The sequence below is a fragment of the Massilia cellulosiltytica genome, from assembly GCF_047325105.1.
In the GTDB taxonomy this organism is placed as follows: domain Bacteria; phylum Pseudomonadota; class Gammaproteobacteria; order Burkholderiales; family Burkholderiaceae_D; genus Telluria; species Telluria orientalis.
Genome location: NZ_CP168562.1, coordinates 4,449,987 through 4,463,418, shown reverse-complemented (window position 1 = coordinate 4,463,418; position 13,432 = coordinate 4,449,987). Strand labels below are relative to the sequence as shown.

At 61.0% G+C, this 13,432-nt stretch carries 9 protein-coding genes; 4 read left to right on the top strand and 5 right to left on the bottom strand.

Features of this window, described 5'->3' with window-relative positions; translation table 11 throughout:
* Window positions 1-115: 115 nt before the first annotated feature.
* The 3 genes from ACEN9H_RS19370 to ACEN9H_RS19360 form a co-directional block, all read right to left on the bottom strand.
* A complete protein-coding gene (locus ACEN9H_RS19370) occupies window positions 116-1,441 on the bottom strand; it encodes an MFS transporter (RefSeq protein WP_413671733.1) in 1,326 nt (441 codons plus the stop codon).
* A 95-nt stretch (window positions 1,442-1,536) separates the two neighbouring features.
* Window positions 1,537-2,538, bottom strand: coding sequence for a transketolase family protein (locus ACEN9H_RS19365; RefSeq protein ID WP_413671732.1), 1,002 nt, complete (start codon window positions 2,536-2,538; stop codon window positions 1,537-1,539).
* Entirely contained in the window at window positions 2,535-3,398 is an 864-nt protein-coding gene (locus tag ACEN9H_RS19360; RefSeq protein ID WP_413671731.1) for a transketolase, read from the bottom strand. Before ACEN9H_RS19360 ends, ACEN9H_RS19365 begins: the two co-directional genes overlap by 4 nt.
* A 137-nt stretch (window positions 3,399-3,535) precedes the next feature.
* Here ACEN9H_RS19360 and ACEN9H_RS19355 point away from each other — a divergent pair, with 137 nt between their 5' ends.
* The gene (locus ACEN9H_RS19355; RefSeq protein ID WP_413671730.1) at window positions 3,536-4,432 is read left to right on the top strand and encodes a LysR substrate-binding domain-containing protein; all 897 of its coding nucleotides are present in this window, start codon (window positions 3,536-3,538) and stop codon (window positions 4,430-4,432) included.
* Here ACEN9H_RS19355 and ACEN9H_RS19350 read toward each other — a convergent pair.
* Entirely contained in the window at window positions 4,429-5,178 is a 750-nt protein-coding gene (locus ACEN9H_RS19350; protein WP_413671729.1) for an SDR family NAD(P)-dependent oxidoreductase, read from the bottom strand. The genes ACEN9H_RS19355 and ACEN9H_RS19350 overlap by 4 nt on opposite strands.
* A 427-nt stretch (window positions 5,179-5,605) precedes the next feature.
* Here ACEN9H_RS19350 and ACEN9H_RS19345 point away from each other — a divergent pair, with 427 nt between their 5' ends.
* Together ACEN9H_RS19345 and ACEN9H_RS19340 are read left to right on the top strand one after the other, a co-directional pair.
* Window positions 5,606-5,797, top strand: coding sequence for a hypothetical protein (locus ACEN9H_RS19345; RefSeq protein ID WP_413671728.1), 192 nt, complete (start codon window positions 5,606-5,608; stop codon window positions 5,795-5,797).
* 208 nt (window positions 5,798-6,005) lie between these two features.
* The gene (locus tag ACEN9H_RS19340; RefSeq protein ID WP_413671727.1) at window positions 6,006-6,212 is read left to right on the top strand and encodes a helix-turn-helix transcriptional regulator; all 207 of its coding nucleotides are present in this window, start codon (window positions 6,006-6,008) and stop codon (window positions 6,210-6,212) included.
* A gap of 423 nt (window positions 6,213-6,635) precedes the next feature.
* On the opposite strand, the gene ACEN9H_RS19335 is transcribed toward ACEN9H_RS19340, so the two are convergent.
* Complete coding sequence (locus tag ACEN9H_RS19335) at window positions 6,636-10,997, bottom strand: hypothetical protein (RefSeq protein WP_413671726.1); 4,362 nt, start codon at window positions 10,995-10,997, stop codon at window positions 6,636-6,638.
* A 691-nt stretch (window positions 10,998-11,688) separates the two neighbouring features.
* On the opposite strand from ACEN9H_RS19335, the gene ACEN9H_RS19330 reads away from it, so the two are divergent.
* Window positions 11,689-13,398, top strand: a complete 1,710-nt coding sequence (locus ACEN9H_RS19330; protein WP_413671725.1) for a hypothetical protein — start codon at window positions 11,689-11,691, stop codon at window positions 13,396-13,398.
* Window positions 13,399-13,432 lie beyond the last annotated feature (34 nt).

Sequence of the window (13,432 nt, the reverse complement as noted above, 5' to 3'; positions counted from 1 at the left end):
TGTCTCGAATCGATGGCTCTGCGGCCTGTCTGGTACGGTGAAGGCAAAGCAACTCCCATCCCCGCGCAGCAGGCGCGGAGCGTCGATCAGGACAGGAGTCGCGAAGGGAAGGGGGTCAGCGGTCGACGATCTGCTTCGGCACCAGCACGAGCAGGCAGGCCCCGACCAGGAGAACCGCGGAGGTCAGCATGAGCCCGGCACTTTGCTTGCCGGTGAAGTCGTTCAACCAGCCAACTAGCGAAGGCGAGAAGAACCCGGCGAGGTTCGCGATGCAGTTGATGGTGGCGATACCTGCGGCGGCCGTCATGCCGCCCAGGAAGGCCGTCGGCAGCGTCCAGAACTGCGAGGTGCAGCCGATTGCACCCGCCGCAGCGGCGCTCAGCAGGACCAGCGCGACGCCGACGCCATTGGTGAAGGGGAGCGCGAGGAGGGCGGCGGCCGCGACGAGCATCGGCACGCCGCAGTGCAGGCGCCGTGCCCGTGTACGATCGGAACTACGGCCGATGATCGGCAGGCACGCCAGCGCCACCGCATACGGGATCGCCGCCAGCAGGCCGACCATGCCGGTCGTGGTCACACCCGCATTCTTCACGATGGCGGGCAGCCAGAAGGTGATGCCGTACTGGCCCATCACGATGCAGAAGTAGATTGCCGTCAGCAGCCACAGGCGACGGTCGGACAGGAAGGCCGCGGCGGAGTGGTGCGCCACTTTGTCGCCGTTCTCGCTGGCGAGGTTACGCTGCAAAATATCCTTCTCGTCACGGGTCAGCCACGTCGCTGCCTCGATGCTGTCGTCCAGGTAGAACAGGATGGCCAGGCCGAGCACCATGGACGGCAGCGCCTCGAGTGCGAACAGCCATTGCCAGCCCCTCAGGCCGGATACACCCGAAAAGTGTTCGAGGATCCAGCCCGACAGTGGGGCGCCGACGATGCTCGCCAATGGGATCGCCATGAAGAAGAGGGCCATCACCTTGGCACGGCGCGCTTGCGGGAACCAGTAGGTGATGTAGAGGATGACCCCGGGCGCGAAGCCGGCTTCGGCCACGCCGAGCAGGAAGCGCATGGCGTAGAACACCGTCGGCGACTGGACGAAACTGAAGCTGGCCGAGATGACCGCCCACGTGATCATGATGCGCGCCAGCCAGCGCCGCGCGCCGAAGCGGTGCAAAATCAGGTTGCTGGGCACTTCGAACAGGAAGTAGCCGATGAAGAAAATGCCGGCACCGAGGCCGTACACGGTATCGCTCCAGCGCAGGTCGCTCAGCATCTGCAGCTTGGCGAAGCCGACGTTGACGCGGTCGAGGTAGGCCGCCAGGTAGCACAGCATGAGGAAGGGGACCAGCCTGCGCGTGACCTTGGCATAGGTGCGCGATTCGAGGTCGGTGGTACCGGCGATGGCCGCGGCGCCTACGGTCGAGGGTAGGACGGAAGGTGTTTTCATCATTGTCTCCAGATTGTTCTCGTTGTTCGCGCGGCCGACCAACGGTCTTGGTGCCGTTGGCGGAGGTCTGCCGCGTACTGCGGCTGACGGGCTCGTCAGCGCAGCCAAGTCTTGATGCTTGCCGTCATCGCCTGTGTCGAGATGCCGTAGCGGTCGTGCAGCGTGGGCAGCGCACCGGCGTCGAGGAAGGCGTCTGGCAGGCCGATCTGGCGGAACGCCGGTGCCACACCCGCGCGCAGCAGGGTGCCGGCGACTGCCTCGCCGAGGCCGCCGACGACCGAGTGATTCTCCGCGACCACCACGAGCCGGCCGCTGCGGCGCGCCTCGCGGATTACGGCCTCCTCGTCCAGCGGCTTGATGGTGGGGGTGTGCAGCACGGCCACGCCCACGTTGTCCGCCTTCAGCGCCTCGGCCACTTCGAGCGCACGCATCGTCATGATGCCACTGGAAATCACCAGCACGTCGCGGCCGTCGCGCAGCAGTTTCGCCTTGCCGAGCTCGAACCTGTAATCGTACTCGTCCAGCACGAGCGGGACCTTGCCGCGCAGCAGACGCATGTAGACGGGGCCATGGTGCGCGGCGATCGCGGCGACGGCCTGTTCGGTGTCGAGCGCGTCGCACGGGTCGACGATCGTGAGCCCAGGCACGCCACGGAAGATCGCGATGTCCTCGGTGGCCTGGTGGCTGGGACCGTAGCCCGTCGTCAGTCCCGGCAACGCGCAGGCGATCTTGACGTTCAGGTTTTCCTCGGCGATCACCTGGTGAATGAAATCGTAGGCGCGGCGGGACGCGAACACGGCGTACGTCGTGACGAACGGCGTGAAACCTTCCTTGGCCATGCCGCCGGCGGCTCCCATCAACAGTTGCTCGGCCATGCCCATCTGGAAGAAGCGTTCCGGATAAGCCTGGGCGAACAGGTGCAGGTCCGTGTACTTGGCCAGGTCGGCGCTCATGCCGACGATGTCCTTGCGGTCGCGCGCCAGTTCGACGAGCGCGTGGCCGAACGGGGCGCTCCGCGTGCGCTGGCCCTCGGCCGCGATGGAGGCGATCATCGCCGACGTGGTCAGGCGCGGTTTGCTGGTGGTGGCGGTGCTCATGCTTGTTCTCCTGCGTGGTGGGCGTCCAGGATGGCGATGGCCTGCTGCCATTCGTCGGCTTCGACGCGGATGAAATGGTTCTTGTCGCGCTGCTCGAGGAACGGCACGCCGCTGCCCATCAGGGTGTCGCACAGGATCACGCGCGGCCGGGGCTGCGGATGGTTGCGCGCGGCATCGAACGCTTGCAGAACGGCGGCGATATCGTTGCCGTCGACGCGCTGGACGAACCAGCCGAAGGCTTCCCACTTGTCGGCCAGCGGTTCGAAGCCGAGGATCTTGCTCGACGGGCCATCGGCCTGTTGATTGTTGATGTCGACCAGGGTGATCAGGTTGCCGAGGCCGAAGTGGGCCGCCGACATCGCCGCTTCCCAGGTCGAACCTTCGTCCAGCTCGCCGTCCGACATCGAGTTGTAGACGAAGGCGGGATTGTTCTTCCGGCGCAGGCCCAATGCCATGCCGACCGCGATGGACAGTCCCTGGCCGAGCGAACCGCCCGAGATTTCCATGCCAGGTGTGTACGTCGCCATGCCGGACATCGGCAGGCGGCTGTCGTCGCTGCCGTAAGTCTCGAGTTCCTCTTCGGGCAGGATGCCTGCTTCCAGCAGCGCGGCGTACAGGGCGATTGCATAATGGCCGTGCGACAGCAGGAAACGGTCGCGCCCTTCCCATTCCGGCTCGTCGGGCCGATAATGCAGTGCGTGCCGGTAGGCCACCGCCAGGATATCGGCCATGCCGAGTGCCTGTCCGACATAGCCCTGGCCCTGCACCTCGCCCATGCGCAAGGCGTAGCGGCGGATGCGATAGGCCGCGCATTTCAACGTGGCGAGCGGTGTTCCTGACGAGGGGTGCGTATGCTCCATGTGGTGTCTCCAATCTGGTCGTTAGGACGCTGCGGACGTCTTGTGCAGCGAATACGGGCCAGTGTATAAATCGGTCCCCGAACCGTATAGCGAGTAATTCTTGGCAATAGATGAATCCAGTTCAGCGATATCGCGCGTTGCGCAAAGCTTCACTCAAGGGATTGCAGGCGTTCGAGGCGGCCTACATGCACCGGTCGTTCGCGGCGGCCGCGCAGGAACTGTCGATCACGTCATCGGCCGTCAGCCATTCGATCCAGACGCTGGAAGAGGCGCTCGGCACGCTGCTGTTCGAGCGGGCGCGGCGCGGCGTGGTACCCACCGCCGACGGTGCCCGCCTGTATGAGGTCATCCAGCGCTCGTTCGCCGACATCGACAACGAGCTGCGTACGCTGCTCGACCGCAGCAGCCGCCAGCAGGTCGTGACGATCCAGTCGGCGCCCAGCTTCGCGGCGATCTGGATCATGCCGCGCCTGCCGGCGTTCCTGCGCGCCCATCCGGAGATCGACGTGCGCCTGTGGGCCGTGCACCAGGCGCCAGACTTTTCCAACAGCGGGGTCGACGTGGCCGTCACGTACGGCCGCCCGCCGGCATCGGCGGGCGTGCACGTGGAGCCGATCTCGGCGCATGAACGTTACGTGCCCGTGTGCAGTCCGACGCTCGTGGACGGCTGGACCCTGCCGCTGCCGCCGGGCGACGTCGAGAATTTCTACCTGATCCAGAACGATGTCTCGCTGACGTCGTGGGACGACTGGATCGCGCGCTTCGCGCCGGACTGCGACAGCCCCGTGCGCGGCCTGCGCCTCGACCGCGCCTTCATGACGCTCGGCGCGGCCGAGAACGGGCTCGGCATGTGCATCGAGAGCACAGTGCTCGTGCACGACTATCTGCGGGAGGGGAAGCTCGTGTGCCCGTTCGGAGAACTGGCCATCGAGGCGACCGCGCACCACCTTGCCGTCCCGAAGAGCCGGGAAGGTCTGCAAGGTGTGCGGACGGTCGTGGAGTGGATCCGGGGATTCGCCGACTTCGGCGTTTAGTGGATCAGCATGCCGCCGTTGACGTCCAGCGTGATGCCGGTGCAGTAGGCGGACAGGTCGCTGGCGAGGAAGACAACGGCCCCGGCGATGTCGCTCGCGCGGCCCAGGCGCGCCAGCGGAATGTCGTTCGCGATCTCGCCCTTGCGTTCTTCCGTCAGCTTGCCCTTGATGATGTCGGTGGCGATCAGGCCCGGCGTGATGGCGTTGACGCGGATGCCGTCCGGGCCGAATTCGCGCGCCATCGCCCGGGTCAGTCCCAGCACGCCGGCCTTGGCGGCCGAGTAGTGCGGACCGCCGAGGATGCCGCCGCCGCGCTGCGCCGACACCGACGACGTGTTCACGATGCAGCCGCTTTTTTGCTGCTGCATGGCAGGCAGCACGGCCTGCGACATCAACAGCGTGCCGCGCAGGCTGACGTCCAGCACGGCGTCGTAGTCGGCCGCCGAGATGTCGAGCGTCTTGCGTGGCTGCGTGATACCAGCATTGTTGAACAGGATGTCGATGCGGCCGTACCGATCCAGCACGGCGCGGGCGGCGGCGTCGCACTGCGCCTTGTCCGTGATGTCGGCCGCGAGGCCGAGGTGGCCCGTGCCCAGCTCCGCAGCGGCACCTGCCGGAATGGCACCCGGCAGGTCGAGGATGACGACGCGGGCGCCCTGTTCGGCCAGCATGCGTGCCGTGGCAAATCCAAGGCCGTTGACGCCGGCGCCGCCCGTGACGATCGCCACGCGTTCTTTGAGTAACATGTTCCGTCTCCTGAAGTATTCGAAGGTGACGTCATGTTCGCGGATGACGGCTGGCAGGGCAAACGAGGAAAACTCAACACGAGGCGAAATCAATTCATGGCTGTGGTTGGTTTCGGACTGCAAAGCCGTCGTGACATGTTGCTGAGAAGTGCTCATCAAACATGGCCGTACGGCGTTCGATACCTGATCCGCACTAGAATCGCTCTGTTGGCAGGACAGACCAAAGCAAGTCCGGGATCTTCCGGAAATGTCCTGCCTCGACCAATACGTGTAGGGGTACAGCTAAGGGTAGACGGTGATGCGACTTGCGGCCGAGCCAGTATTCATGTGTGCCTGTCGCAGCAGGCGCTGGCGCTCCTCCTTGACCTGCATCGGCACACAGGCGGGGGCCTGTTTGTGCCCGAACCTGCGCGATCCGAAGAAGCCCATGAGCAATAACACATTGGTAAAGGCGATCGAACGTATGGGATACAAGGGCGACATGACCGGGCACGGGTTCCGTGCACTGGCGAAGAGTACGCTAAAGGAAAACCTGGGCTCCCGGCCAGAGGTCGTCGACCGCCAACTGGCGCATGCGCAACAGGACAAACTGGAGAGAGCGTACGACCGGCCCAGGTAACTGGAAGAGCGACGAAAGATGATGCAGTGCTGGGCGGACTACATCGACCACGTCACCGCAGAAGCCATGCGTGCCTGTCCTTCGCCGCACGAGTAATTCAATGCGCGGACGCTCGAACCGCCGTATCTCGCCGATCGGGTCCGTGAGGAATTGCGTTCCTCGTCCGTTGAGTTATCTTGGCTCTACCGAGAACTCAAGAGGAGTACAGATGACTACCGATGCCAGCTCGAGCGACCGGATGATCAAGCTGCCGGAAGTGATAGGCATGACCGGGCTATCGGTATCGAGTGTTGATCTGCTGATCAAGAAAGGTTATTTTCCGTCTCAGGTCAAGCTGTCGACCAGATCTTCTCGCGGGTTTTGGAGAGAGATAAACAGTTGGCTGGAATCGAGGCCCAGAGAGTCACCGAACTAACGGATGCGGTTCACCCGGCGAGTCCTGCGGAGCCAATCCAGCGCTATGTTGCGCTGTCGTGACCTTCGTCGACCGGCACGTCGAAGACGCCCCGAACGGGCTCCAGGCATTTTCGTATATGTAGCGACTTCGGGACTTTATCTTTTCAGGATAAACGCCCAAAGTGCATAGACATGGATGCGAAAATGGCTCCTTACGCCCAGGTGCTTGCGACAGTTCTCCGCCGAGGTAGCAAAGCGGTTGTGCAGCGGCCTGCAAAGCCGTCTAGACGGGTTCGACTCCCGTCCTCGCCTCCAGCATACACGCAGATCAGCGCGAGAACGCTGATCTGCATCACGGTAAGCGCTTCCTGAGTGGTGCGCATCTTTCGGCTTGAATCAATTTTCTTGGTGGCGCACCAGGAAAGGTCCGACTGTCACCTGCTTAGTTGCTGATGCCTTCGGCATAAGGGGCTGGTCTCAGGATGGGCCAAGGCTTGCCAGAACGAAGATCCGGATGACGCGCCTCTGCTTCTGGCTTGCCGTAGCGGTGCCTGCATTCGTCGATGATGCGAAGGATGCGGGCGGCGATGTCACCTTCGCCGCCATCCGTCGTGATGGCAAGCAGGCGACTGCGCAAGCTGTTGGCGGCGATGGGAACAACGTCGTAAGCATTTGACCAGTCTTCGATCGGAACATCCTCCGTGATCGCCTTTTGGATTGATCGTTCGCCGACGTGGCCGATGCTCAATTCCATCTCGAGTTGAGTGAGTAGCAGTATCCCATCCTCGTCCGGGGTTTCACCGACCGCCCGCGCAAGCAACGCATGTCCGGCAGTCGCAGGACGCGTTTCGAGTAACCCGTACACGTGGGTGCGTACGTCCGCGGAACTGGCGATCAGGTGCGCGAGCGCTTGCGTCGTGTTCCAGTCCGTGCGTTCATGGGAAAACACTCCCCGCGCCGTCAAGTCCATGATCCGATGGGCCGACGATGGCGTGCCGAAATGCAGCGCGGCGTGACGCCAGTGATGGTCCGAGTAAAAACGTGGATCCTCTTCCACGAGGCCGAACAAAGCGTCCTCGGCATCGGATGCGGGCGAGTGCAGAAACAGGTCGATTATGTTTGCCAGATAGCGCGGTTCCCTTTGTGCAGGGGGCATGGAACGCAGAATAGGCAACATCTCCATTACCCGATCGACAAATGGCAGGAGTCGCAGCCATTGCTTGAGTTCGTAGCCCTCGCTTTGCATCAGTATCCAAGGATTGGATTTGGCGGCCTCGACTGTATCGCTGATTCCCGCTGCAATGTCCGCAAGGTCAATGTGGTCGCCGGACAGCACGAGGTTCAAAAGCAGGTCTGGGCGCTTGCGCCGGGGCGCACACGATACTAGCTTGCGAATGATATCGTCGCGTCGACCATGGGGCAGTCGCGCTGCAATGGCTCCCAACGCCACGGCCAAATGTTTTTGTTCGTCCGTCGGATCGCCTTCCATCAGTCGCTCGGCCGCCGCGAAGATTTTGTCAGCTTCCGCCGAAGACCGGTCTGGTTCTAAAGTACGAGCCCTCCGCTTGTCCTTGACGACTGAGAAATCTGTCCCGCCCCCTGTATAGTGCCTTGCTGGCGCCTCGTTTTCGAAACGCCAGTGCTCGGCAAGTACCTGCGCAGCGAGTTCACCGAACTGCGCGTCCGTAAGATATAGCTCCATCATGCGGGCAGTGTCGGGCGAACGAATCGCCTCGAACGCACGAAAATAATGGCCCGTGTATAGTGTCCGAGCTTCGTTCACGGCCGGTCCACGTTGCCAGCCGTGAGCTTTTGCCTCGATGCGAAACGCTCGATACCGCTCCAGTTCGTCATCTAAAAGCTGTTTTAGTATGGGCAGCAGTGTCTCGTCGGGAACGGATTTCGCGAGTTGGGCCAGCGCGGCTCTCTCGAAGCGCGTAGCATCTCTGGCCATCAGCATGCGACTGGCCCATTCTGCAATGAGGTGCTGGATAGTAGTCCGAGCGTGCGCGCCGAACGGTCGGCTTCGTGGTTGGACGCCGTCGTTCGAGCGTGTGAGTACTTCCGCTAATTGGGCCAGGCGCTTACTGTTCGCCGCTGTTGAGCGTTCCTGTACGGCGGCGACCAAGCTGGAGCCCGGCACATGCGCGATGCGAGTTCGCAGACTGAATGCCGCGTCACGGACATCGCTGCCCTGTTGTTCGTCGGCGTCCCGACGCGAATCAAGGTCGAGAAACGCATCCACGAGATGGCCCGTGGTGCGTTGACCCAACACAGAGGCGGCCGCATAGGCGCGGTCGTCGCGTGCCGCGGGATCGGCGAGCGCCAGGTCAAGCAGATTATCGTCATCTAGGATGATGCCGGACGCTGCCAGCATGTCATCTGCGCCTGGAAAAAGCGCACTGCCGGTATGTAGTCGCGCTAGCAGTCCTTCCACCACGGCAGCTGGTCGCCGCTTCCAGGCGGTATGGATGAGATCGACCGAGGTGTCTTGCGGACCGTCGATTTTCAAGGTTGCAATTATTTCCGTTAGTTCGCCGTCCCTCACGTCGCCGACATCGCCTAGTATGATCGCGTGCAGCCGGTCACTAGTTAGTTTTGCGTGGGGCGCGGATCGTTCGCGCGCTCGCAGGACAGCTTGCCGGACCTGTTTGTCTGTTATCTCGTCGGGGAGGAGTTTCGCTGCGACGAGCTGCAGGGTCTTTTCGGACGCGTCACGCAACACCGCTGTGATGTGATGGTCAGCGCGTCGGAACGCGAACGCCTCAACGACACGGGCTTGAATCTTAGGATCAGGGTCGTCGCGTGCCACCGTGCTGGCAAGTGCGAGAGAATCTGCGTCTCCATGCCAAGCCATCTCTGCGACGAGAACGGCACGGGTATGAGTGGGGAGCTTCCTGAGCTTGTCAGCTGCGTCCTGGCCGAGTATCGAGGCTCGGAACCTTTCGCATTGGCGTACCGCCTCCATGCTGACCTGGTCGTCGTCGTCGGTGATAAGAGGCCATACCGCGTCAAGGAACTCGACGCGGCCCGATGACAACATGAAGCGCAGAGCGCGATCAATTTTGCCCGGAGCGTGCCAGCGTGCGACAAGTTCCACAATCGTTGGTTCGATACGCGCCCACACCTCGTCCGTGCAGCGGTAGATCATTTCGGCAGCAAGGTCAGGATCCACCTCGAATGCAGCGCGAATCGCTTCTCCACACGCCGCCTGCTGCCGATCATTACCGCGCGCCAAGCGCTCCGCCGCGAACAGAATCACTTCCTCCCATGCCGGTTGGTCAAAGATTTCGGCCTTCAGTGTTTCGCGATCTGCGGGGCTTGCCACTCCTATGAAAATACGCCGCTCGAGCTCGCTGGCGGCATACCATTCCTGAAACTGCTGGTGCTGGAACGCATAGCCGGTCGCGTCGTTAGAACGAAGCAGCAGATGGTTGCTCACGAGTGCAGCAAGGACGTCGTCGGGTTGGGGCTTGTTCGAAATTTTCCAGTCGTCGGCAAGCATGTTCGCGGTGCCGACAATGCATCGACGCGCATTGTTGTCGGAGATCGTCGTATTCGCCGCACGCATGGCGCACGTTGCTAATTCTTCGAGGTATTCCCGGTGGAACCCCTGCGTCGCGGCGTTCAGCCCTTCGGCGTGGTCGGGGTCGTTTTCGTGCGATGCCACGAAACGGCGTAGCACTTCTTCCTTGGTAGTCGGGAACGGGGCATCGTCAGGCAGAGCAAGCAAGGTAGCGAGGTAAAGGGGGATCGTGACGAGTTCGCGTACTCCCTTTGTCCGCCATGCACGGTCTAGAACCGCCGCACCGGCGTCACCGCGCAACGTGGTTGCCATCGCCAGTTGCTGCTCCTCGCCGAGAGGCTGGAGCTCGATGCGCATCCCATCGAATGGAACATCGAACGCCTGTTTGCGCGATGACACTACAAGGCTAAGTTCGGGCAACTCCGCTTTGAGCATGTCGACCTGAACACGCGCTCTTTTGCGAGATGCAGTATCGAGCTCGTTCCAACCGTCCAGTAGCAGGACCACACCCGGCCGCGCGGCCGAGGCGCGAAAATCATCTTCCGTCAGATCGCGAAATGCGGGACGTCGAAGGATCGTTTCTAAAATCGTCGCTTTGTCCGTCGCCCAGTCGCCGAGCAGCACAACAAGGGGAATTCCGGCACCACTCTGCAATAAGCCGTCGGCTACCTGAAAGAGCGTCGTGGTCTTGCCCATCCCAGGCGGCGCGACGAGGATCAGATCGTCAAGCGCAACGCTGGCGCGCGCCAACGCTTCAGTCGTAACCGGGCCGTCGAAACCATCCACTTTCAATGCCAGCGGCACCGATGTGGTGGGCCATTTTTGTGTCCTGCGAAAGACATCGAGGTCGGCCCGCGCTGCGGACCGGATGAGTGCGTCGGATTGGCCGCCCTTAGGCGCCGCCGGTCCGGAGATCGGTTCGTTATGCAGTACTCTCCAGCGCGACTCCGACTCTGCCTGCTTCTTCCATTCATGCAGCTGCGCGACAGTGAATTCGGAATCCGGCGAGTCGATTGCCTTACCGTGGTCCCGACACATCCAGATGCCGTTCTTGACGGAGGAACGCGCTTCGGGTGTTTGCGTCGCGTCGTAACGGGGACCGCCCCGAGCTGCCGCGCAAATATGGGCAGCGGTGCCGATATCGATCGCATGGTCGTCGTCCTGTGTTGCTCCAACAGTCGGTTTTCGGCAGGTAGGGAATGAGCACAACCAGCCCGCTCGCTTTGCGAGAACTAACCTCGTGGAGGGCTTAAAATCGTCGCGGCTCTGTTTTTTCAACTGAATGATATCCGCCAGAATAGCATCTGACAGATTATCCCACGTTAGGCCCAGTAAGACACGACATGGACACTATCACGATAAACGATCAACCAGAACCGTTCCGGCGTAAACCCGCAGGCGGGCTACCTGCTTGCATTTGACTTCTCTAGGCTTGATCTTCCACCGCAACGCGTTATCTGTGGGATCGTCCGCGGCCCCATTTGTGAGCAGGGATGTACTCAGATAATTTATGGTGGAAGTCTGCTTAGGCTGCCGAGTTACAGCTACTATGAGTACTAATGGTTGGGCTCTGGAATAGTCTATGATAAAAAAGGCAATCAGGATTCAAAATGCGCTTGAGCGGAGTATTGCTGAGCATACGTTGATTCAGAAACTGCTCCCGTCTGCGATTAGAAAGGTAGCAAAGAGTCGAGGTTTACGTCAGCAGTCCGCGTTAACCACCCACGTCTCTTCCTTGTCCCAAGAGCAACTCTTGCGTACACTGATGGTGGGGACGCGGCGTGTGATGGGGTGTTATAAGAGCAAAACGTGGTCGCGCTACACTCAAGAAAACGGCGGAGGCTGTTACAGCCTCTTTCTCATTTTTGCGTAAACTAGCTACTTTTCCCGCAAAAGAATTCATAATTATTGTCAATTAAAACCATTTTGCGTGGTACGTTTCTTTCACCAATAATGAAAGCCGCTAGGCATGTTTTTCAGTACGCCACACGAGTTGCTCAAGCCTATACATAGCTTGCTTAAAAAACCATTCGCTTTTGAAGCCGGGATCAGTATCGGCGAAAAGCTGAAACCGCACCTGGAAGCTAGGGAGGACTTTGCCGAGTTGCAGGAGCTGGCCCGCTTATACGACATGGCCAGGCTGGAGTTGCTACCGTATCTGATGACGCTGCGGCACAAACTGGAGAACGAATTGTCGCTGGTTATTCCAGTGGAGGCCCATCTGGGTACGGTCTGCAGCAACCGCTTTGCCGGACCCGCACCGCAGATCCATGGCATGGACGGCAGCGCCTATCTGAGTTACGTAAGCGTACAATGCCAGCTCGAAAGGCTTTACGATCATTTCGGCCTGAAGCGATCCGGCAGTAAAAATCCCTTACAGTCGCATGAATGTGTGAATGCGATCAAGGTATTGATGCTGAGCGAGTTGCTGGCGCTCGCCATGGCCGGGATCGCCAAAGTTGAACAGCATCCGGGCGGTTTTTTGTGCACCGCCAGCGGCTCCCCGGCGCAGTATACCTTGCGCAACACTTGGTTTGCCCGGGCGGCGGAGCTATCGAGCCACATGGGCACCATGGCTTTTGCCAACCGTCTGGCGGCCAGCGACGATGTCACTCCAGCGGCCCTTCAGATGTTGACTGAGCGGATACTGGAACAGGATCTGTCTCTGCCCTGGCGCAAGCTGTCCGAGGCCGGTCGGGCTCTGAAGAGTGTCGAGCAGATTCATGTCGCGGCCCGTCTGGTGGCCTTGTTGATGCTGTTGGGTATCCAGAATAAAACACTGACAATGTCAGCAGCCAAGCTGACCCGATATGGCCTTGGCTTCGGTGCCGTTGCCGCCCTATTGCAGCGGCAAAAAGACGCGCTGGTCACAGACCAGTTTTTGTTACGGCGCGACGATTGCCTCACCATGCGTATCGAAGGCGCGGCAAAAGGCCTGCGGCAGCTGTTCCATGTGCTGGAGGCGGAGTACGGTGACCGTGATGCGCTGCGGATACACGTCGGTGGTCACTTTTATGAGCGAACCCATATACGCCAACGCATCGAGCAGGGTGCTGATTTTCTGCCCCGGTTCCGCATCTTGGAGGGCTTTGACCGTTACAAAGTGATGGGCGAGGTGGAGAGCCAGTGCGATGTGGAATTCATCATCCACGATACCGAGCAAAACCACTATTACTTCATTCAGGCAAAGCATGCCCTGCTGGGCGAAAAAGCGTTTCTGGAAGCTGTTGTCGAAGCCATCCAGAAGGATATTGGCAAAGGATTGCATCAGCTGCGCGAGGCAAAACGACTGCTCAATGATGGCGCGCTGGACGCAACGCTGAAGGCGCGAGGAGTGACCGACGCCGTCCCTGCGAATTGCAGTTTTGTTTTGCTGCACAATATCGCGCAGCTGGATTTCCAGTACGCGGAAGACGGCATTTCCTTGTACGACTGGGCCACTTTCCGCAATCTGCTCAAGGACGCCGAGTGCAGTTACGGCCACTCCGATCATGAGCCGGTCTGGATACGGCTGCCCACGCCGCTGGTGGTCTCGCATCCGACCGCGGTGATTCAGCGCTTGCTGTCCGAGCATCCAGCGTATCAACAGCTTTATCGCGATCCATGGGCGCAGGAGCGTGTAAGCGTCAGCTACACCGTGTCGGGCAAGTCAGTCCAGGTGCACGGGCTCGGCATTTAGCGTCCCGTCAGCGGTGGCGAGACTTGCGCGTGTA

Coding starts and splice junctions, on each gene's coding strand:
- ACEN9H_RS19370 (WP_413671733.1), bottom strand. CDS start 1,441: ATGAAAACACCTTCCGTCCTACCCTCGACCGTAGGCGCCGCGGCCATC.
- ACEN9H_RS19365 (WP_413671732.1), bottom strand. CDS start 2,538: ATGAGCACCGCCACCACCAGCAAACCGCGCCTGACCACGTCGGCGATG.
- ACEN9H_RS19360 (WP_413671731.1), bottom strand. CDS start 3,398: ATGGAGCATACGCACCCCTCGTCAGGAACACCGCTCGCCACGTTGAAA.
- ACEN9H_RS19350 (WP_413671729.1), bottom strand. CDS start 5,178: ATGTTACTCAAAGAACGCGTGGCGATCGTCACGGGCGGCGCCGGCGTC.
- ACEN9H_RS19345 (WP_413671728.1), top strand. CDS start 5,606: ATGAGCAATAACACATTGGTAAAGGCGATCGAACGTATGGGATACAAG.
- ACEN9H_RS19340 (WP_413671727.1), top strand. CDS start 6,006: ATGACTACCGATGCCAGCTCGAGCGACCGGATGATCAAGCTGCCGGAA.
- ACEN9H_RS19330 (WP_413671725.1), top strand. CDS start 11,689: ATGTTTTTCAGTACGCCACACGAGTTGCTCAAGCCTATACATAGCTTG.